This is a genomic window from Gryllotalpicola koreensis (genome assembly GCF_039538185.1).
GTDB lineage: Bacteria > Actinomycetota > Actinomycetes > Actinomycetales > Microbacteriaceae > Gryllotalpicola > Gryllotalpicola koreensis.
The window spans coordinates 16,846-35,766 of record NZ_BAABBW010000005.1; the positions used below are offsets into that span (position 1 = coordinate 16,846).

At 71.3% G+C, this 18,921-nt stretch carries 17 protein-coding genes and 1 tRNA gene; 11 read left to right on the forward strand and 7 right to left on the reverse strand.

The window, feature by feature from the left end:
• Position 1 precedes the first annotated feature (1 nt).
• The 5 genes from ABD708_RS14500 to ABD708_RS14520 are packed head-to-tail and all read left to right on the forward strand — an operon-like array spanning position 2 to position 5,695.
• Positions 2-1,114, forward strand: a complete 1,113-nt coding sequence (locus ABD708_RS14500; RefSeq protein WP_344755693.1) for an ABC transporter permease — start codon at positions 2-4, stop codon at positions 1,112-1,114.
• Entirely contained in the window at positions 1,108-1,908 is an 801-nt protein-coding gene (locus tag ABD708_RS14505) for an ABC transporter ATP-binding protein (protein ID WP_344755695.1), read from the forward strand. Before ABD708_RS14500 ends, ABD708_RS14505 begins: the two co-directional genes overlap by 7 nt.
• On the forward strand, positions 1,905-2,630 hold the full coding sequence (locus ABD708_RS14510; RefSeq protein ID WP_344755697.1) for a YcnI family protein: 726 nt from the start codon (positions 1,905-1,907) through the stop codon (positions 2,628-2,630). The genes ABD708_RS14505 and ABD708_RS14510 overlap by 4 nt, the downstream gene beginning before the upstream one ends.
• Positions 2,627-4,318, forward strand: a complete 1,692-nt coding sequence (locus ABD708_RS14515) for a copper resistance CopC/CopD family protein (RefSeq protein WP_344755699.1) — start codon at positions 2,627-2,629, stop codon at positions 4,316-4,318. The genes ABD708_RS14510 and ABD708_RS14515 overlap by 4 nt, the downstream gene beginning before the upstream one ends.
• Positions 4,319-4,327: 9 nt before the next feature.
• Complete coding sequence (locus tag ABD708_RS14520; protein WP_344755701.1) at positions 4,328-5,695, forward strand: PLP-dependent cysteine synthase family protein; 1,368 nt, start codon at positions 4,328-4,330, stop codon at positions 5,693-5,695.
• Between the two features lie 43 nt (positions 5,696-5,738).
• On the opposite strand, the gene ABD708_RS14525 is transcribed toward ABD708_RS14520, so the two are convergent.
• Together ABD708_RS14525 and ABD708_RS14530 are read right to left on the reverse strand one after the other, a co-directional pair.
• The gene (locus ABD708_RS14525) at positions 5,739-6,263 is read right to left on the reverse strand and encodes a hypothetical protein (RefSeq protein ID WP_344755703.1); all 525 of its coding nucleotides are present in this window, start codon (positions 6,261-6,263) and stop codon (positions 5,739-5,741) included.
• Positions 6,260-6,583, reverse strand: a complete 324-nt coding sequence (locus ABD708_RS14530) for a PadR family transcriptional regulator (RefSeq protein WP_344755705.1) — start codon at positions 6,581-6,583, stop codon at positions 6,260-6,262. The genes ABD708_RS14525 and ABD708_RS14530 overlap by 4 nt, the downstream gene beginning before the upstream one ends.
• Before the next feature lie 217 nt (positions 6,584-6,800).
• Between ABD708_RS14530 and ABD708_RS14535 the strand changes: the two genes are divergently transcribed.
• A complete protein-coding gene (locus tag ABD708_RS14535) occupies positions 6,801-8,951 on the forward strand; it encodes an MMPL family transporter (protein ID WP_344755707.1) in 2,151 nt (716 codons plus the stop codon).
• A 6-nt stretch (positions 8,952-8,957) separates the two neighbouring features.
• On the opposite strand, the gene ABD708_RS14540 is transcribed toward ABD708_RS14535, so the two are convergent.
• Together ABD708_RS14540 and ABD708_RS14545 are read right to left on the reverse strand one after the other, a co-directional pair.
• Positions 8,958-9,680 carry an AAA family ATPase gene (locus ABD708_RS14540; RefSeq protein WP_344755709.1) on the reverse strand — a complete coding sequence of 241 codons (723 nt, stop codon included), beginning with the start codon at positions 9,678-9,680 and terminating at the stop codon, positions 8,958-8,960.
• 8 nt (positions 9,681-9,688) lie between these two features.
• Complete coding sequence (locus tag ABD708_RS14545) at positions 9,689-10,630, reverse strand: D-2-hydroxyacid dehydrogenase family protein (RefSeq protein WP_344755711.1); 942 nt, start codon at positions 10,628-10,630, stop codon at positions 9,689-9,691.
• A gap of 46 nt (positions 10,631-10,676) precedes the next feature.
• Here ABD708_RS14545 and ABD708_RS14550 point away from each other — a divergent pair, with 46 nt between their 5' ends.
• Positions 10,677-11,948 carry an acyltransferase family protein gene (locus ABD708_RS14550; RefSeq protein ID WP_344755713.1) on the forward strand — a complete coding sequence of 424 codons (1,272 nt, stop codon included), beginning with the start codon at positions 10,677-10,679 and terminating at the stop codon, positions 11,946-11,948.
• Between the two features lie 453 nt (positions 11,949-12,401).
• Here ABD708_RS14550 and ABD708_RS14555 read toward each other — a convergent pair.
• Positions 12,402-12,474, reverse strand: a tRNA-Glu gene (locus tag ABD708_RS14555).
• Between the two features lie 71 nt (positions 12,475-12,545).
• Positions 12,546-13,496 carry a diacylglycerol/lipid kinase family protein gene (locus ABD708_RS14560; RefSeq protein ID WP_344755715.1) on the reverse strand — a complete coding sequence of 317 codons (951 nt, stop codon included), beginning with the start codon at positions 13,494-13,496 and terminating at the stop codon, positions 12,546-12,548.
• Positions 13,497-13,535: 39 nt separating this feature from the next.
• Here ABD708_RS14560 and ABD708_RS14565 point away from each other — a divergent pair, with 39 nt between their 5' ends.
• Positions 13,536-14,177, forward strand: coding sequence for an MBL fold metallo-hydrolase (locus tag ABD708_RS14565; protein WP_344755717.1), 642 nt, complete (start codon positions 13,536-13,538; stop codon positions 14,175-14,177).
• Here the strand turns inward: ABD708_RS14565 and ABD708_RS14570 are convergent.
• Complete coding sequence (locus ABD708_RS14570; RefSeq protein ID WP_344755719.1) at positions 14,139-16,028, reverse strand: FAD/NAD(P)-binding protein; 1,890 nt, start codon at positions 16,026-16,028, stop codon at positions 14,139-14,141. The two genes, ABD708_RS14565 and ABD708_RS14570, sit on opposite strands and share 39 nt — an antisense overlap.
• A 122-nt stretch (positions 16,029-16,150) precedes the next feature.
• Between ABD708_RS14570 and ABD708_RS14575 the strand changes: the two genes are divergently transcribed.
• Genes ABD708_RS14575 through ABD708_RS14585 form a run of 3 tightly spaced genes read left to right on the forward strand, consistent with a single transcriptional unit; the run spans position 16,151 to position 18,883 of the window.
• The gene (locus ABD708_RS14575) at positions 16,151-17,053 is read left to right on the forward strand and encodes an amino acid ABC transporter permease (RefSeq protein ID WP_344755721.1); all 903 of its coding nucleotides are present in this window, start codon (positions 16,151-16,153) and stop codon (positions 17,051-17,053) included.
• Entirely contained in the window at positions 17,050-17,838 is a 789-nt protein-coding gene (locus tag ABD708_RS14580) for an amino acid ABC transporter ATP-binding protein (protein WP_344755723.1), read from the forward strand. Before ABD708_RS14575 ends, ABD708_RS14580 begins: the two co-directional genes overlap by 4 nt.
• A 34-nt stretch (positions 17,839-17,872) precedes the next feature.
• On the forward strand, positions 17,873-18,883 hold the full coding sequence (locus ABD708_RS14585; protein ID WP_344755725.1) for a transporter substrate-binding domain-containing protein: 1,011 nt from the start codon (positions 17,873-17,875) through the stop codon (positions 18,881-18,883).
• Positions 18,884-18,921: the final 38 nt, after the last annotated feature.

An 18,921-nucleotide genomic window follows, 5' to 3' on the forward strand; every position in this document is an offset into this window, starting at 1 on the left:
AATGGCAGACACCACGCGCCTCGCCGGCGCCGTCTCGAGCCCGCACCGGGCCGGGGCGGCGCCGGTCGGCCCGGCACCCGAGCGTCAGACGCGCATCCACGCCGCCCTCGAACGGATCGCCAACCCCGAGCGGGTGTACCCAGTGACGGTCGGCGCGGGCATCGCCGCGTGGCTCGCCTTCGCCGCGGTCGCGAAGCTCGTGCCGAACACCGTCGACCTGCCGATGGCGGCGGAGGGATCGATCGACGAGACCACCGGCTTCGTGGTCGTCGTCGCGCTCGCCATCGCGGCGGCCTGGGCCGCGGTCTGGGCACTCGGCACGGCGAGAGGCCCCGCCCGCGCATGGGCCGTGCGCCACCTCACGCACGATGCGAAGTGGGTGCTGGGCGCCGGCATCTGGCTGCTCTTCTGGGAGTTCTCGACCGCCAAGACCTCGCTGCTCGCGCCGCCCTACTTCGATGCGCCGCAGCAGATCCTGACGAGCCTGTGGCAGGAGCGCGGGATCCTCGCCGAGAGCCTCGGCGCCTCGCTGCTGCTGCTCGCGGTGGGCTTCGCCGTCGGCCTCATCGCCGGGCTCATCACGGGCGTCACGATCGGCTGGTTCCAGGCCGCCAACTACTGGGTGCACCCGATCCTGATCTTCATCGGCCCGGTGCCCTCGCTCGCCTGGGTGCCGATCGTCTTCGTGCTGTTCCCCTCGACGTACGCGGGAGCGGTGTTCATGATCGCCCTGAGCGTGTGGTTCCCGATCACGGTGCTGACCCGTGCCGGCATCCTCTCGGTCCCTCGCTCGTACTACGACGTGGCGCAGACCCTGGGCGCTCGGGGCTGGTTCCTCGTCGCTCGCGTGAGCCTGCCCGCCGCGCTGCCGAGCATCTTCACCGGCGCGTTCATGGCGCTCAGCGCCGCGTTCGTAAGCCTCACCGTCGCCGAGAACTTCGGCGTCAACGCGGGGCTCGGCTGGTACCTGACCTACATGAAGGGCTTCGGGAACTACCCGGGACTGTACGCCGGCATCGTCGTGCTCGTCGTCGTCTGCGGCGCGGCGCTGACCCTGCTGTTCCGGGTGCGCAACTACGTGCTGCGCTGGGAGAAGGAGTTGACCAGATGGTGACGGATGCCGCCGCGAAGGGCGCCCCCATCGACCTCGTCGGCGTCACGCAGGCCTTCCGCAGTCACGGCAGCGACCTGCTCGTGCTCGACGACGTCTCGATCTCTGCGCGACCGGGCGAGTTCATCGCGCTCGTCGGGCCGAGCGGCTCGGGCAAGTCGACGCTGATCCGCCTGCTGGCGGGGCTCGACACGCCGCTGTTCGGCAACGTCTATGTGAGCGGCAAGTCCGTGTCGGGCCCCGACCCCAGCCGCGCGCTCGTGTTCCAGGACCCGACCCTGCTGCCGTGGCGCTCGGTGCGCCAGAACGTCGCACTCGGCCCGCAGGCGCGCGGCATCCTGAGGGATTCCGCCGCGAAGATCGACGAGGTGCTCGAGCTCGTCGGCCTCTCGGACTTCGCCGACGCCTACCCCTCGCAGATCTCGGGCGGCATGGCGCAGCGCACGGCGCTCGCCCGCGCGCTCGTCAACGAGCCGTCGGTGCTGCTGCTCGACGAGCCACTCGGCGCGCTCGACGCCCTCACCCGACGGGTACTGCAGGGCGAGCTCGAGCGGCTGTGGCAGCAGCGCGGCTTCACCGCCGTGCTCATCACGCACGACGTGCCGGAAGCGCTCGTGCTCGCCGATCGCGTCGTCGTGTTCTCGCCCCGCCCGGCCACGGTGCGCGACGTCATCGACGTCGACCTGCCCCGGCCGCGCGACCAGTCCTCCCCCGAGTTCATCGCCTTGCGGGACCGCATCCTCGGCGAGCTCGACGCCGCGGGGCTGCAGCCCGACGAACTGGAGAACGCCTCATGACCCGCCTCGCATCGCGCCTGATCGCAGGTGCCGCCGTGCTCGCTGCATCCGTCGCCCTCGCGTTGGCCGCCGCGCCTGCCGCATCGGCGCATGTGAAGGTGGATGCCTCGTCGACGGCCGCCGGCGGGTACACGGTGCTGACCTTCCGCGTGCCGACCGAGTCGGCGACGGCGAGCACCGTGTCGCTCACCGTGCAGCTGCCGACCGAGCACCCCTTCACCTCGGTCACGTACCAGCCCGTGCCCGGCTGGACGGCGAAGCTCGTCACGACGAAGCTCGCCAAGCCGCTCACGGACGACGACGGGAACACGATCGACTCTGCGGTGACGCAGGTGGTGTGGACGGCGACCGGCGGCGGGCTCGCGCCGGGGCAGTTCGGCCAGTTCCCGCTCTCCGTCGGACCGCTGCCGGATGCCGGCACGCTGTTCCTGCCCACCGAGCAGAAGTACTCGGACGGATCCGTCGTCGACTGGTCGCAGCAGGCACAGGGCGGGGCCGAGGCCGAGCACCCGGCGCCGAGCGTCGTCGTCACGAAGCCCGCGGCGGGCGGCACGGCGACCGCCGCCGACGTGTCGGCGTCGCAGGGATCCTCCGCCGCCCAGGCCGCGCCCGCGGCGTCGCCCGTCGACGGGTGGGCGCTGGGCTTTGGCGTCGCCGGTGTCGTCGTGGCGCTCGCCGCCTCTGGAGCCGCGGCCGTCGCGCTCAGGCGCGCGCGGTCGTGACGAACCGGCCGGGGGCGCGCACGCGCCGCCTCGCGCAGGTCGCGGCGCTTGGCGTCGCCCTCGGCCTTCTCTTCGGCGTGAGCGGAGGCCTGCTGTCGCAGCAGCCCGCCTCGGCTCATGCCTACATCGTCTCGAGCACGCCGGGAAACGGCGCCGAGCTCGCCGCCGCGCCGACGACGGTGCGCGTCTCCTTCGACGAGCCCGTCACCCTTCCGGGCACCGCCGATGAAGCGACCGTGCTCGACTCGGCGGGCAGACGCGTCGACACCGGCGCACCGAACCTCAGCGCCGACCGCACGACCCTCACGATCGGCATCAAACCGGGCATCGCGAAGGACAGCTACATCGCCAGCTGGTCGGTCGTCTCCGCCGACACGCACCCCGTCGGCGGCTCGATCGAGTTCGGCTACGGCGTGCCGGCGACCGCGGCCGCCGCCCCAGAGGCGCCCCAGCCGAGCGCTGTCCTGTCGCTGCTCGTCGGCCTCGCGAAGGGCCTGCTCTACCTCGCGCTCGTCGTCGGGCTCGGCGTGCCGCCCGCCGCACTGCTGCTCGGCGCCGCCGCCGACGAGCGCCGCACCGTGCTGCGGGTGGCACGGGTGGGCGCGGCGGTCGCGGCTGCGGCATCCGTTCTCCAGCTCGGACTGCAGCACCTGTGGGAATCGGGCGCGCTCGCCACCTTCGCCACGTCGTCGTACGCGATCGCCGTCTACGCGCGCATCGTCGCGCTCGGCATCGCGGCGGCGGTCGCGGGGCCGGCGGCGGCGGACCGCCCGCGCCGCACGGCGCGCGCCGTGTTCGCCGCGGCGGGGCTCGCCGCCGTCGGCACGGTGGTCGTCAACGGCCACGGCGGTTCGCACGCCTGGTGGTACTTCGCGTCGACCGCACTGCACGCCATCTCGGCCGTGGCCTGGCTCGGCGGGCTCGCTGTGCTCGGCTGGCTGCTGTTGCGCGGGCGGCTCAGCGCAGAGCGGCTGCGACGGATGCCGCACTGGTCGCTCTACGCCGGCGCGAGCGTCGCCGCCCTCGCGCTCTCGGGCGTCGTGCAGGGCCTCGTCGAGGTGCGCTACCCCGCGGCTCTCGTCACGACGCAGTACGGCGGGATTCTCATCATCAAGCTCGCGCTCGTCGCGGGGGTGCTCGCCCTCGCCGTGCGCGGCCACTTCTGGGTGCGGCGCGAGACGCACGCGGCGAGGGCGGCCGCGAGCGCCCAGCCGGCTCCCGGCCGTACGGCCGTGCTGCGCAACCGGGTGCGCTGGGAGGCCGGCATCGCGGCATCCGTCGTCGTGGCCTCCGGCGTGCTGTCCTCGATCACGCCGGCCGCCGCCGACTACGCGCCGACCGTGACCCAGCACGAGAAGATCGGGCCGTATCGCGTCACGCTCGAGGTGTCGCCGACGCGCACCGGACCCGAGACGCTCAAGATCACCGTGCTCGAACCCAGCTTCAACGCGGCTCTGCCCGATGCGCTCGACGTGTCGCTCAGCCAGGCGGGCGGCCCCGTGAAGAGCCTCGCGGTGGATTTCCCGTATCGCCTCGCCGGCGTCGTGCACCCCGGCAAGCCCACCCCCGTCACCTTCACGAGCGCCGCGGTCACCGTGCCGCGCACGGGCGAATGGACCGCGAGCATCACGGTCGTCGCGAGCGCGCTCGAGCAGTACACGGCAGACCTGCATTACCGCGTCCAGTAGGGAGACCTCATGACCCGCTTCGAATCCGTCGCAGAGGCGATCGGCGGCACGCCACTGATCCGGCTCACGAAGACCGGGCTGCGCCCGCGCATCTACGTGAAACCCGAGTGGTACAACCCCGGCGGCAGCGTGAAGGACCGCGCCGCGCTCTCGATGCTGCGCGCGGCAGAGGCCTCGGGCGCGCTCGCCCCCGGCGGCACCGTCGTCGAGACGACGAGCGGAAACACGGGCATCGGGCTCGCGCTGTACGCCGCGCATCTCGGCTACCGCTCGGTGATCTTCACGAGCTCGAGCATCTCGAAGGAGAAGCGGGATCTGCTGGTCGCACATGGCGCCGAGCTGCGGCTCGTCGACGCGTTCGTGCCGAAGACGCATCCTGACTCGCTCAAGTCGGTGGCTGAGCGCTTCGTCGCGTCGACGCCCGGGGCGTGGCTCGCCAACCAGTACGACAACCCCGCGAACCCGGCCGCCCACGTCGCCACCACCGGGCCTGAGATCTGGGCGGATTCCGAGGGCTCGGTGACCCACTTCGTCGCGACGGTCGGCACCGGCGGCACGATCTCGGGCACCGGGCGCTTCCTGAAGGAGGCCTCGGCCGGAGCCGTGCGCATCATCGGCGCCGACCCCGCCACGTCGTCGTACTCCGGCGGTGACGGCAGCCAGAAGTTCATCGAAGGCGCCGGCCATTTCGTGCACCCGCTGGCCGACGAGGACACCTGGCCGGAATCCCTCGACCTCACGGTGATCGACGCGTACTCGCCCGTCACCGACGCCGAGGCGATCGCCACGATTCGCGAGGTGGCGCGCACCGAGGGGATCCTCGCAGGCGGCTCCTCCGGCGTCGCGCTCGCCGCCGGGCTGCGGCTCGCGGCGAGCCTCGACGAGTCTGCGACCGTCGTCATCCTGCTGCCCGACTCCGGCCGCGCGTACCTGTCGACCTACTACAACGACGACTGGCTGCTGGCGAACGGATTCCGCACAGAGGCGGGCGACGTCGTGGGGGCCGTCGCGGCGCCGCTGCGCACCATCGGCCGCTCACGCACCGGCGCCTCGGCGGCCGCCGAGCTCGTTGCGGCGGGCGCCGGCGAGGAGCCCGTCGCCGTGCTCTACGAGCGCGAGCGCACGACGGCCGACCCGCACCACGCCGACGTCGCCGGCTGGACGACGGCCGCCCGGCTCGCCGAGGCCGGCACGGCGGCCGACGCCGCGCTGCCGACCCCGGTGCGGCTCGGGGCGGGTGAGTCTCGTGGTGCGGCGGCGGGGCGCGCGGCATCCGTCGACCCGGACTGGCAGGTCGCCCTTGTGCTGGACGAGGGCCGCGTGCGCGGCCTGGTCACGCGCGCCAGACTCGAGCAAGCGACGGATGCCCCGCACTGAGGCCGGCCCCGCACGAGACGCTCCGCGATGAGGCTCTGCGCGCTCAGAGCGCCATTCCGGGCCGTCTCGCGTGAGATCGCCGCGCCCACTGCCACGCGCAGAACGCCAGCGCGAGCGCCGAGAAGGTCAGCAGCGCCCACTCGATCGGGGCCGCCGCCCCGGTGAGCACGCGGCTCGGCGGCGGCGTGAAGCTCGAGCCGCCGGCCAGCGGGGACAACCGTCCCGCGGTCAGCAGGGTCACCTTCGGCTCGCCGGTGGCGAGCAACAGCGCCGCGGCGACGAAGACGACCGCCGCGATCGCGGTGAAGGCGATGAGCGTGGCACGCCCGCTGCGAACGCCGCCTGCGCGGCCGTCGGGAGCCGGGATCAGCCCCCGCTCGGCAGCCCAGGCCGCGGCGAAGCTGCGCGGGTCGGCGGCGCTGGCGCCGAGGAACCCTTCGAGCGAGACTCCGTCGGCGGCCGCCGCCGCCAGGTCTGCGGCGAGCTCGCCCGCCAGTTCGTCGACGTCGCCCGCGGCGACCCCGATGCGCCGCCACTCGGCGCGGCACTGCTCGATGAACTCATTCATGACGCCACCTCGATCGTGATCTGGGCGAGCACAGCATCGACCTCATCGCGGGCTGCCCGCCACTCTGAAACTCCGAGCGCGAGCGCCAGCTGGCCCGCGCGCGACGGCCGGTAGTACTTCCGCGGCGGGCCGCCGTCGCTCGCGGCCCGGTACGTCTCGACCAGGCCATCGCGCTCGAGCCGCGCCAGCAGCGGGTAGATCGATCCCTCGCCGACCGAGCTGAGTCCGCGCTCGCGCAGCCGCTTGGTCATCTCGTAGCCGTAGGCCGGTCCCTCCTGCAGGACCGCGAGCAGGCAGAGGTCGAGCACTCCGCGGAGCATCTGGCTACGCCTGCTTTCCCCTGCCATGCGCCGCATGGTAGACCTCACTACCTTGTGCCGCAAGAGTCACTCAAAAGCCTCGCGAGTTGCTCACGCAGTGAAACTCAACCCGGCATCCACCCTGTCTCCACCCGCGGGCTGAGGTACCCGACCGCCCCGATCGCGAGCATCGAATGGGGCGGAATCAGCCGCCCGCTAGATCTGGAAGCAGGTTGCTGTGGCTCGGTGGTTGGAAGCCGTTGGCGCGTTCAGTGCGCGACGTCGCTGGTGGGTGATCGTGGCGTGGGTCGTGCTGCTCGCCGCGGCGGTGGGCAGCATGACGGCGTTCGCGAAGCCGCTCGACGCGCACATCACGGTCAAGGGGCTGCAGTCGATCACGACGCTGGACGAGGTGCAGAAGACCTTCGGCGGCGACGACCACGGCAGCGGCCGCGTGGTCTTCGCGGCGCCGAAGGGAGAGAAACTGACGGATGCCGACGCCGCAGCCGTTGCGACGCTGACCTCCAAGCTCGCCGAGGTCCACGGCGTGGCCTCGGCCACCGACCCCTTCGCCGACAAGACGGCCGGCGGCCTGTCCCCAGCCGGCCGCGTCGGCTACATCTCCGTCACGCTCGACGCGGGCTCGCCCTCCTCGAGCACCGAGTCAGGCATCCGCTCGCTGGTCTCGCACGCGAACACGGCGCAGCTGCAGGTCGCCGCGACGTCCGGCCTCGTCGGCCAGACGGGTGCCACGTCGAGTCAGCTTCCCGGCATCATCCTGGCGCTGATCGTGCTGCTGGTGACCTTCGGCACGATCCTCGCGGCGGGCATGCCGTTGCTGTCCGCGCTCATCGGCCTCGGCACGGGCGTCACGGCGATCTACGCGGCGACGAGCTTCGTCTCGCTGACGTCGGTCGCGCCGACGCTCGCGCTGCTGCTCGGGCTCGCCGTCGGCATCGACTACTCGCTCTTCATCGTGAGCCGCCACCGGCGCCAGCTCCTCGAAGGCATGGACCCGAAGGAGTCGCTGCCCCTCGCCGTCGGCACCGCCGGGACCGCCGTGTTCTTCGCGGCCATGACGGTCGTCATCGCGCTCGCAGGGCTCGCGGTGGAGAACCTGGGATTCCTCACGCAGATGGGCCTCGCCGCCGCCTTCGCCGTCTTCGTGGCGATGCTCGTCTCGCTCACGCTCACCCCGGCATTCCTGTCGCTGGCCGGCAGCCGCATCCTCACCGCGCGCGCCCGCCGCCGACTGGCCGCGGGCGAGATGAAGGGGCCCGGCCGCCTCTCAGCGGGATGGGTCCGTGTCGTGCAGAGGCGCCCCGTCCTCTTCCTCGTCGCGTCACTCGTCGTCGTGGGTGTACTCGCCGCGCCGATCGCCGGGTTGCGCCTCGGCCTCGGCAACGACGGCACCCAGCCGGGCTCGACGACCGAGCGGCAGGCTTCCGATCTGCTCGCCGACGGCTTCGGGGCGGGCATCAACGGACCGCTCGAGATCCTCGCGACGTACCCCTCCGCGGCGACACAGGCTGAGGCCGCCGCGCTCGCCGACAAGGTCGGGCACACCACGGGCGTGGCCGAGACCCAGCTCGCGGGGCTCACGGGCGACCGGGTGCTGCTCGCCGTCGTGCCGAAGTCCGGTCCCTCCGACGAGGCGACCGTCACGCTCGTGCACAGCCTGCGCGAGGCATCCATCGCCCGCTCGCTGCCGGGCTCGCCGAAGCTCGACGTGACCGGCGACACCGCTGTGGACATCGACATCTCGAACCGCCTCGCCGATGCCCTGCCGCTCTATCTCGGGCTGATCGCGGCGTTCGCCTTCCTGCTCATGGTCGCGGTGTTCCGCTCGCTGCTCGTGCCGCTCAAGGCTGCGGTCACCTTCCTGCTCAGCCTCGGCGCCTCGCTCGGCGTGACCGTCGCGGTGTTCCAGTGGGGCTGGCTCGGCGGCCTGTTCGGCGTCGACCCGCCCGCACCGCTGCTCGCCTTCCTGCCGACCATCGTGATCGGCGTGCTGTTCGGCCTGTCGATGGACTACGAGATGTTCCTCGTGACCGGCATGCGCGAGCATTTCGTGCACCATGAGACCGCCAGAGGCGCCGTCTCGACCGGCTTCCAGCAGGGCGCGAAGGTCGTCGCCGCGGCCGCGCTGATCATGATCGGGGTCTTCGGCAACGGCGTCGTGGAGGGCGACTCCACGATCAGGCCGATCGCGTTCGCGCTGGCGGTCGGCATCGTGATCGACGCGTTCGTGGTGCGCATGACGCTCGTGCCCGCGGTGCTCACGCTGTTCGGCCGCGCGGCCTGGTGGCTGCCCGCGTGGCTCGACCGCATCGTGCCGAACGTCGACGTCGAGGGCGCGTCGCTGCACCGACCGCTGCGACGCGGCTGACCTCGCTCACTCGAGGTGGCGCAGGTAGCGCTCCGGGGCATCCAGGAAAAGCCGCCAGTTGGTGACGAGGTCGAGCTCCTCCCACGGCTTCTCACGGATGCCCCACTCGCCCACCTCGAGGACGCGGGCGCCCGCGAGCCGCGCGAGGATCGGTGAGTGCGTCGACAGGATGACTTGCGAGCCGCCCTCGGCGAGCAGCTGCTGCAGCGCGCCGAGCAGGGCGAGGCACCCGCTGAACGAGAGCGCGGATTCCGGCTCGTCGAGCACCCACAGCCCGCGGCCGCGGAAACGACTCACGACCAGCTCGAGGAACGACTCGCCGTGCGACAGCTCGTGGAAGACCGGCTCGGGGCGCGTGCCGGGATTCCGCTCGAGATAGGTGAAGAAGCCGTGCATCGTCTCGGCGCGCAGGAAGAAGCCGCGGCGCGCGCCGCCCGGGGCGCGCGCGATGGACAGGTGCCGCCAGAGCTCCGATTCGGACACCCGCGTGTGCAGGTTCGCTCCCGTGGTTCCGCCCTCGGGTGAGAGCCCGAAGGCGCCGGCGATCGCCTCGATCAGCGTCGACTTGCCCGCGCCGTTCTCTCCGACGAACACCGTGGCCGGCCCGAGCTCGAGGCCATCGTCGAGCAGCTGCCGCACGGCGGGCAGCGTCGCGGGCCACACGCCGCGCGGCATCCGATCCTCCGGGTGCTCCGCCACGCGCCGGATCGCCAGGCCCTCGCCGAGCATGCCGCCGCCTACGCCTCGAGCAGGCGCACCGGCGCGCCGTCGTCCCACGCGAGGATGTCCTCGACGACGTCGGCATAGAAGCGCGCGTACTGGTCGGTGGTGACGTAGCCGAGGTGCGGCAGCAGCAAGGTGTTCGGCGCACTGCGCAACGGATGCCCCGCCGGCAGCGGCTCGACGTCGTACACGTCGAGCGCCGCACCCGCGAGCCGCCCCGCGGTGAGCGCGTCGAGCAGCGCGGCCTCGTCGACGATCGGCCCCCGCGAGGTGTTGACGAGATATGCCGTCGGCTTCATAAGCCCGAGCTCGCGCACACCGACCAGCCCGCGGCTGCTTTCCGACAGCGGCATATGAACGGTGAGGACATCGGATTCCGCGAAGAGGGCATCCCGGTCGACGACGGTCGCCCCATGCCGCGCCGCGCGCTCGGAAGTGATCGAGCGATCCCACGCGATCACCCGCATGCCGAACGCGTTCGCGAGGTCGGCGACGGGTCCGCCGAGCCGCCCGAGCCCGAGCACCCCGAGCGTGAGCCCCTGCAGCCCGGGCCCGATGGTGTGCTGCCAGCGGCCGGCGCGGATCGCGGCGTCCTCCTCGGCGAAGTGCCGGGTGAGTGCGATCATCATGCCGATGGTGAGCTCGGCGACGCTGTTGCCGCCGCCGCGCGCGCCGGAGACGGCGATGCCGCGCGCCGCCGCCGCGTCGAGGTCGATAGCAGCGTTCTTCATGCCCGTGGTCACGAGCAGCCTGAGCTCGGGCAGCCGCTCGAAGAGCTCGGCCGGGAACGTCGTGCGCTCGCGCATCGCGACGACGACCGCGCTGTGCGCGAGGCGCTCGGCCGCGGCATCCGTCTCGAGATGCTCGTGCACCACGTCAAGCTCGAAGCGCTGCGCGACCGCCGACCAATCGGCCGACGACAGCGCCACCTGCTGATAGTCATCGAGAATCGTCACGCGCCGCACGAGTGCGAGCCTATGCCGTCTGTTAGCTTGCCTGGCTATGGCGAAGTCACCGGACTCGGCTGGGCGCGCAGCAGACGTCGATCTCTCGACGCGCGATCTCCCGGTCGATCTCGCCCGCGTCTTCGCCGTGCTCGTGGTCGTCATCGTGCACATGCTGATGATCGGCGTCGGCGTCCAGCACGGCGAGCTCGTCGTCACGCAACCACTGCAGCGGCAGAGCTGGTACGTGCCCGCAACGGTATTCGGGCAGGTGATGCCGCTGTTCTTCGCGCTCGGCGGCTTCGCGACCCTCACCTCGTTCCGCAGGCGCGACCCGACGGCGGCCGAGTACATCCGCACACGCACCCTGCGGCTGGCGCGGCCCTCGCTGCCGGTCTTCGTCGTCTTCGCCCTCGCCGGCTGGATCGCCTACCTCGCCGGCGTCGACCCCGAGCTCGTGAACGTGATCCTTCAGGGCATCGGGACGCCGCTGTGGTTCTTCGCGGCCTACCTGCTGTGTCAGGCGTGCGCGCCGCTCATGATCCGGCTGCATCGCAGGCATCCGATCGTCACCTTCGTCGTGCTCGCGGCGGCGGCCGTCGCCGTCGACACGGCCAGGCGGCAGAGCGGGCACGTCTCGATCGGCTGGCTCAACTTCTTCTTCGTCTGGCTTTTCGTGCAGCAGATCGGATTCCTGTATGCCGAGCGCCTCTTCCATCGCCGGCGCCTGCTGACGCTCGGGATCTTCCTCGCGGCATCCGCCCTGCTCGCCGTCCTGGTGCTGAACCGCATCTACAACACCGACATGCTCTACAACCTGAACCCGCCGTCGGTGCCGCTGATCCTGCTCGGCATCGCACAGCTGGCGCTGCTCGTGCTGCTGCACCCGCTGCTCGAGAGGCTGATGCGGCTGCGCGCCGCCCAGGTGGCGGTCTTCGCCATCGGCACCCGGCTCATGACGGTCTACGGCTGGCACATGATCTGCCTACTGCTCGTCACCGGGGTGGGCCTGTTGATCCCGCACGGGCTGCCCTACCCGGCGTCGGCGGCCTGGTGGGCATCCCGCCCGCTCGTGCTGCTCGCCACCTTCGCGCTGATCTTCCTCACCTCGCTGTGGGCAATGCGCTTCGAGCGGGTGCCGCCGCTTGCTTCGGGGTTCCGCGCGCCGGGGTTGCCGTGGGTGCTGGCGGCGGTCGCCGTCGCCTTCATCCCGATGTTCGCGATCACCGACTGGGGAATGGACCGGTGGCTCACCGTGGCGGGCCTCGTCGGCCTCGCACTCACGCTGGTGCTGCTGCGGCCGCGGCGGCTGTCACGCACGCGCTCATAGGGTGCGCCCGCATCGCCGAGAAGTGCCGCGATGTCGCCTGGATTGAATCCAGACAGCATTTCGGCACTGTTCGGAGCCGCGACGGGAGGCGATCGTCTGACCCCCGCAGGGTCTTGGCACTCGACCACCGAGAGTGCTAATTTCGTGGTCGTCGGAACTCCGAGCGCGCCGGTTTCCGACACCGCTCCACCTCGCGTGGGGAGCTGTTTGTCCTGCCGGTCATGAGCCCGGGTCGATCATCGGCCGAGGGCCGCGTCCAGCTCGTGAGCAGCAGACGCCGCCACCGCGCTCGCGGTGCAGGGCGATCTGGCATCCGATGCGGACCGTCCCGGGCTCTGGCCGGCGTCCGCCGTCTGCGTCTATGCCAAGGAGTTTGCGTGAGTCTCGGGCGCCGTTCGCGCAAGCGCCTCAGGCACACGAAAGCCCCCGGCCGAAGCCGGGGGCTTTCCGATGTGACCCCAGCGGGATTTGAACCCGCGTTACCGCCGTGAGAGGGCGACGTCCTAGGCCGCTAAACGATGGGGCCGGACTTGCTGCGCCAGCGGCGCAACTCGCTCTACTTTACATGGCCGAAACGGGCGAACCAAATCGGCACGGCTACTGCGGCTGCCGCAGCAGCCGCACCGCTCCGGGCGCCACCGTCACCTCGACCGGCAGTGGCCCGATGCGCTCCCCGTCGGCGTAGGCGACCACCCGCGGCGCCTCGATGCGCACCGAGCGCACCCGCTGGAGATGCACCTCGGGCTCGTTCGTGTGCTCCCCCTTGAACACCTTCGGGAAGATCCGCAGGAACCTCGGCCGCGACATCCGATCGACGACGAACAGGTCGAGGAGCCCGTCGTCCATCGAGGCCTCCGGTGCGATGCGCATGCCGCCGCCGATCGAGCTGTGATTCGCGACGGCGACGAGCATCGCCTCGAACTCGCGCTCGGCGCCGTCGACGACGACGCGGTAGTGCGGCGCGCGGAAGGTGAGCAGCTCGCGCACGACGGCGATCGTGTAGCGCCGCTCGCTGTTGGGCCACGACATGAAGTTGGCTCGCTCGTTGACCGCCGCGTCGAAGCCGGCGGAGAGGGCGCCCAGCATCCAGGTCGTGTGCGGTCCGTGCACGATGCGCCCGGCATCCACCGCTGCCGGCTCGCGCTCGAGCGCCGCCACGATCACGGCCGCCGCGGCGGCGGGGTCGCCGATCGGCATCCCGATGTTCCGGGCCGTGTCGTTGCCGGTGCCGACCGGAACGACGCCGAGCGGGATCCCCGTCTCGGCCACCGCGTTCACCCCGAGGCTCACCATGCCGTCGCCGCCCACCACGATGAGTGCGGCCTGGGCAGGCGACTCGACGCCGCGCACCTCGCGCTCGACCTCGCGCCGCAGCAGCTCGTAGTTCGGCTGCCGCACCTCGATGACGGTGTGGCCCGCACTCGCGAGGATCTCAGAGGCGGCAGCACCTGCGCCGTGGTTCCGCCCGAAGGCGGCGGTCGGGTTGATCGCGACGATCAGCCGCTTGGGCGTCGTCGGGGTCTTGGGCGTCGTCGGCGTCGGCGGCATGAGTCACCATCTTCCGGCACAGCGCCATAGCCTGGCAACATGCGCATCACAAAGCTGGAACATGCCGCCTTCGTCCTCGAGAAGGACGGAGCCAAGCTCGTCGTCGACCCGGGCAACTTTTCCCGCCCCCTGCCCGACACGTCCGGCGTCGCCGCGATCGTCATCACCCACGAGCACGCCGATCACTGGGACGCGCCGCACCTCCAGGCCGTCATCGACGCCAACCCCGGCGTGCCGATCTACGCCCCGCAGGGAGTGAAGGATGCCGCGGCCGGCTTCCCCGTCACCGCCGTCGCTCCCGGCGACGCCGTGAGCGCGGGCCCCTTCGAGCTCGCCTTCTTCGGCGGCCGGCACGCGGTCATCCACTCGTCGATCCCCGTGGTCGACAACGTCGGCGTCTCGGTCGACGGCGGCGCCGTCTACTACCCGGGCGACTCGTTCGTCGTGCCCGAGGGTGTCGAGGTCGACGTGCTCGCGGCCCCGTCGAGCGCACCCTGGCTCAAGATCGGCGAGGCGATGGACTTCGTGCTCGCGGTGAAGCCCCGCCGCGCGTTCCCGACGCACGAGATGATCAACTCCGAGCCGGGCAAGGCGATGGCGAAGGCCCGCATCGAGTGGGCGGCTCAGCAGAACGGCGGCGCACTACTCGACCTCACGCCGGGCCAATCCGCGGAGATCTGAGCCTGCCGAGATCTGATCGAGCAGCCGCAGCACGGCGCGCGCGACGCGGTCGTTCTCGCGGAACGACATCGCGTCGGTCGCCGGCCTCGCGAAGGCTCCCGCGTTGGGCGCCGTCGTGAACGGGCCGATCGCGAAGCGCGCCGGCTGCGGCTCGCCATCGGGCCCGATCAGGCGCGAGTCCTCGGGGTGCACGGCGAGCAGAGCGGCGACGGATTCCTCACCAGAGGACGCCCGCACCGCATCCCGCAGCGCCGGGTTCTCGCTGGCATGCGCCGCATCCTCCGGCAGCCACGCGTCGACAAGGTGCCGGGAGACGAGCTCGCCGGGGGCCGACGGGCTCGAGGCGCGGAACGTCCCGGCTGAGGCATCCGCCCGCACCTCCAGCTCGGCGCCCAGGAAGCGCACGACGCCTGCCTCGGCGAGCGCGAGCAGCTCCTCGAGGCGGTGCACCGGCGGCCCCGAGGCGACGTAGCTGAAGAACGCCTTGAACCACGGCGGCACCTCGAGGCCCGAGCCGCCGATCGCGAAGAACGCGAACAGCAGCGAGGTGAAGAAACCCAGGGTCTCCGAGTGCTCTGCGGCGGTGCGGCGGTGCAGGTCGTCGACGATGTAGTCGATGAGGTGGCGCTGCAGCTCGCCGGCATCGGCGAACGACAGCCCGGCGAGCGGTCGGTCGAAGACCGTCAGGTCGAGGGCGTCGGCCGGGTCGACGAGGGCGGATGCCACGTGCTCGCGCAGCTCGTCCGACCACGGGTCCAGCTCGGCGAAGCGCACGAGGAATGAATCCCACGGCAGCCGTACCCGCTCGGGGTGCCCAAGGAAGAGCTCGTGGTAGTAGCCGTGCAGCGCCTCCTTCGCGATCAGCGGCCACACCTCGGCGGCGAAGTCGACGTTCCCACGCGCGCCGAGCTCTGCCGCGATGTCACGGGTGAAGAAGCGCAGCTCGGCCCGCGGCGCGACGAGTCGCGAGGTGACCTTCGAGTGGTACGGCACCCCTCGGCGCGAGCCGAGATGCAGAAGCGGCTCGCGACCGCTCGGCACGTAGCGCAGCCCGCCCGAAGCCTCGGCCGCCGGCTCGAACCGCCCGCCACGCCCCTGCGTCAGCAGCACCACGAGGTCGATGGCGGCGAGGCCCATGCCCCGCACGATGACGTCCTGCCCGGCAGGTAGCCCCTCGAGGTCGGCGTCGGCGGTGAACGCCGGCGCGAGGTAGTACGCGCCGTGCTCGCGCGCGAACACGTCGAGCAGCTCGTGCTCTCCCGCGAGCGCAGACTCGTTGTGGCCGAGCGCGTACAGCACGGCATCCGCTCTCACCGTCTCGCCGTCGGCGAGCCCGACCAGCTGTCGGCCACCGTCCTCCGCGACCGAGACCGCGGTCGACCGGTGCCACTCGACCTCGACGCCCGCGGGCAGCCGCGCCAGCGTTCGCCGGTGGAACCACTCGAGGTAGAAGCTCTGCAGCCGCCGGGTCGGGAAGCTCGCCGGCCCGAGCTGCTCGAGCTCGGCGCGTACGGCAGGGTCGTCGATCTGCACCTCGAGTGAGCCTGCGCGCCACCGCTCGGCCCACTCGGCCAGCGACGGTCCCGGGGCGATGGGCCCCTCGATCGTGCTCGACGCGTCGGTGAACATGGTCACGTCGGCCGCCAGCGAGTTCAGCTTGAGCAGCGGCGACTGGTCATAGCGCCACAGGCGCCCCGGCCCCGGCCGGTACGGGTCGATGAGGACGATGCGGATGCCCGACCTTGCGGCCCCCTGCCCGAGCTCGCCCGCGCGCAGGTTCTCGGCGAACCGCTCGAGCCAACCGACCCCGCGCGGGCCTGCGCCGAGCACGGCGACGGTCAGTTCTGGCATGAGTGCCAGCTTGCCGTGAGGCATCCGATCGCCCCGCCCTGTGTTGCGCTCTGTTTCAGCCGTTACGGGATGTTTCCGCGCCGTTTCCGACCCGCTCGGCGCCAGCCATAGCGTCCCGGGCCATGACCACTGCATCCTTCAGCCCCGGTGTGAGCGCGCCGGCCGGCGGCGAGCAGCTTGTGCCCCCTGCCGCGCTCGACCGCCGCGTGCAGCGCCTGCGCCACCCCTGGCAGTGGGTGGCGACCGGCGTCGTGCTGCTGCTCGCCCTCAACTTCGGCCAGACCCTCTTCACCAACCCCTCGTGGGAGTGGGACCGCGTCGGCCACTGGTTCGCGAACCCCGCCGTGCTCACCGGCATCACCGTCACCCTCGAGGCGACGGCGATCAGCGCGGTGGTCAGCTTCCTCGGCGGCATCGTGGTCGCCCTCGCCCGGCTGTCGCGCAATCGCGTGCTGAGCGGCGCGGCCTGGCTCTACATCTGGGTGTTCCGCTCGCTGCCCCTCATCCTCGTGCTGGTCTTCCTCTACAACCTCGGCAACCTGTACCCGAAGCTCGGCGTCGGCATCCCGTTCGGCCCGCAGTTCGAGGTGCCGACGACCAATGTGCTCTCCGACCTGACCCTCGGCGTCGTGGGCCTGAGCCTCGCCGAGATCGCCTACGCCGCCGAGATCGTGCGCGCGGGCCTCCTGTCGGTCGACCTCGGCCAGCACGAGGCGGCGAAGGCCCTCGGCATCCCCCGCCACCGCCAGTTCACCCGCATCGTGCTGCCGCAGGCGCTGCGCTCGATCGTGCCCGCCTATGTGAACCAGATCGTCGGTCTGCTCAAATCGAGCTCGCTGCTGTTCTACGTGAGCGTGCTCGACCTCTTCGGTGTTCTGCAGAACATCGGCTCGACCTACCCGAGCGACATCATTCCGACGCTCGTCGTCGCGAGCATCTGGTACCTGATCTTCACGAGCCTGATCGGCATCGTGCAGTACTTCGTCGAGCGGTTCTACAACCGCGGTCTGAAGGGGGCGCGATGAGCATCGTCACGGGCACCGGAACCGCGGCCGCCGCCGTGCAGATCGTCGGGGCGCGCAAGTCCTTCGGCGACAAGCAGGTGCTGAAGGGCATCGACCTCACGATCGAGCCGGGCACCGTCACCGCGATCCTCGGGCCATCGGGCTCGGGCAAGTCGACGCTGCTGCGCGCCGTGAACCATCTCGAGAAGCTCGACGGCGGCTACGTCGTCGTCGACGGCGAGCTGATCGGCGTGCACCTCGTCGGCAACCGGCTGAAGGAGCTGCACGAGAAGCAGATCCTGCGGCAGCGGGCGCGCATCGGATTCGTCTTCCAGAACTTCAACCTGTTCCCGCACCTCACGGTGCTCGAGAACGTGACGGAGGCGCCGGTCTCGACCGGGTTGCTGCCGAAGGCGGCCGCCCGCGAGCGCGCCCTCGAACTGCTCGCGCAGGTCGGGCTCAGCGACAAGGCGGATGCCTTCCCACGGCACCTCTCCGGCGGGCAGCAGCAGCGCGTCGCGATCGCCCGCGCGCTCGCCCTCGACCCGCAGCTGATCCTGTTCGACGAGCCGACCTCGGCGCTCGACCCCGAGCTGGTCGGCGAGGTGCTCGCGGTCATCCGCCGCCTCGCCGAGACCGGCCGCACGCTCGTCGTCGTCACGCACGAGGTCGGCTTCGCCCGCGAGGTCGCCGACCACGTCGTGTTCCTCGACGCCGGCGTCGTCGTCGAAGAGGGCACTCCCGACGACGTGCTCGGGAACCCCCAGCACGCACGCACTCGCGACTTCCTGTCGCGCGTGCTCTGACCCCCTGAACCACCCACCACGAGAAGAGAAACCCATGACGACCCCCATCACCCGCCTGCGTCACGCAGGTGCCGCGCTGCTGGTCGCCGGCGCGCTTGTCGCGACCGTCGCCGGCTGCTCCGGCGGCTCAGCCGACGCCAGCACCCAGACCGACAAGGGCAAGGTCACGGTCGGCGCGCACAGCAACGGCGCCGCGACCGAGACCACGCTCGACGTGCCAGAGGTCGCCAAGATCCGCGCGGAGCTGCCCGCCGCGGTGCGCAAGAGCGGCGAGCTGCACATCGGCATCGGTGCGCTTCCGGCCGGCTTCCCCCCGCTCGCCTTCACGGGCGACGACCAGAAGACGCTCACCGGCGCCGAGCCCGACCTGGGGCGCCTCGTGGCCGCCGTCTTCGGGCTCAAGCCGGTCGTCTCGAACGCCACCTGGGACAACCTGTTCGTCGGCATCGACACCGGGAAGACCGACCTCGGCTTCTCGAACATCACTGTCACCGAACAGCGCAAGGAGAAGTACGACTTCGCCTCCTACCGCGATGACAACCTCGCCTTCGAGGTGCTCAAGAAGAACGACTGGAAGTGGACCGGCCCCGAGTCGCTTGCGGGCAAGACCGTCGCCGTGGGCTCAGGCACCAACCAGGAGAAAATCCTGCTGGAGTGGCAGAAGCAGCTGAAGGCCGAGGGCAAGGACCTCACCATCAAGTACTACTCCGACGCCAACTCGACCTACCTCGCACTCAACTCAGGCAAGATCGACATCGACTTCACCCCGAACCCGTCCGCCGCATACCACGACAAGCAGTCGGCGAAGTCGGCGAACCCGACCCGCACCGAGGCGACCTACTCGGGCGCCGGCTCCAGCCTGCAGGGGCTCATCGCCGCCACCACCAAGAAGGACAGCGGCCTCGCCCAGCCCACGGTCGACGCGATCAACTACCTCATCGACAACGGCCAGTACACGAAGTGGCTCGAGGCCTACAACCTCACCAACGAGGCCGTGAAGAAGTCCGAGCTGAACCCGCCGGGGCTGCCGCTCGACAACCAGTAACGGCACATGCCGCGAGGGGCGCATCGGATTCTGTCCGG

What these genes read in the sequence shown, in the direction of transcription:
- ABD708_RS14510 (WP_344755697.1), top strand. Translation starts at nt 1,905, where the DNA reads ATGACCCGCCTCGCATCGCGCCTGATCGCAGGTGCCGCCGTGCTCGCT.
- ABD708_RS14500 (WP_344755693.1), top strand. Translation starts at nt 2, where the DNA reads ATGGCAGACACCACGCGCCTCGCCGGCGCCGTCTCGAGCCCGCACCGG.
- ABD708_RS14570 (WP_344755719.1), bottom strand. Translation starts at nt 16,028, where the DNA reads ATGCCAGAACTGACCGTCGCCGTGCTCGGCGCAGGCCCGCGCGGGGTC.
- ABD708_RS14580 (WP_344755723.1), top strand. Translation starts at nt 17,050, where the DNA reads ATGAGCATCGTCACGGGCACCGGAACCGCGGCCGCCGCCGTGCAGATC.
- ABD708_RS14575 (WP_344755721.1), top strand. Translation starts at nt 16,151, where the DNA reads ATGACCACTGCATCCTTCAGCCCCGGTGTGAGCGCGCCGGCCGGCGGC.
- ABD708_RS14530 (WP_344755705.1), bottom strand. Translation starts at nt 6,583, where the DNA reads ATGCTCCGCGGAGTGCTCGACCTCTGCCTGCTCGCGGTCCTGCAGGAG.
- ABD708_RS14525 (WP_344755703.1), bottom strand. Translation starts at nt 6,263, where the DNA reads ATGAATGAGTTCATCGAGCAGTGCCGCGCCGAGTGGCGGCGCATCGGG.
- ABD708_RS14505 (WP_344755695.1), top strand. Translation starts at nt 1,108, where the DNA reads ATGGTGACGGATGCCGCCGCGAAGGGCGCCCCCATCGACCTCGTCGGC.
- ABD708_RS14520 (WP_344755701.1), top strand. Translation starts at nt 4,328, where the DNA reads ATGACCCGCTTCGAATCCGTCGCAGAGGCGATCGGCGGCACGCCACTG.
- ABD708_RS14585 (WP_344755725.1), top strand. Translation starts at nt 17,873, where the DNA reads ATGACGACCCCCATCACCCGCCTGCGTCACGCAGGTGCCGCGCTGCTG.
- ABD708_RS14540 (WP_344755709.1), bottom strand. Translation starts at nt 9,680, where the DNA reads ATGCTCGGCGAGGGCCTGGCGATCCGGCGCGTGGCGGAGCACCCGGAG.
- ABD708_RS14565 (WP_344755717.1), top strand. Translation starts at nt 13,536, where the DNA reads ATGCGCATCACAAAGCTGGAACATGCCGCCTTCGTCCTCGAGAAGGAC.
- ABD708_RS14550 (WP_344755713.1), top strand. Translation starts at nt 10,677, where the DNA reads ATGGCGAAGTCACCGGACTCGGCTGGGCGCGCAGCAGACGTCGATCTC.
- ABD708_RS14560 (WP_344755715.1), bottom strand. Translation starts at nt 13,496, where the DNA reads ATGCCGCCGACGCCGACGACGCCCAAGACCCCGACGACGCCCAAGCGG.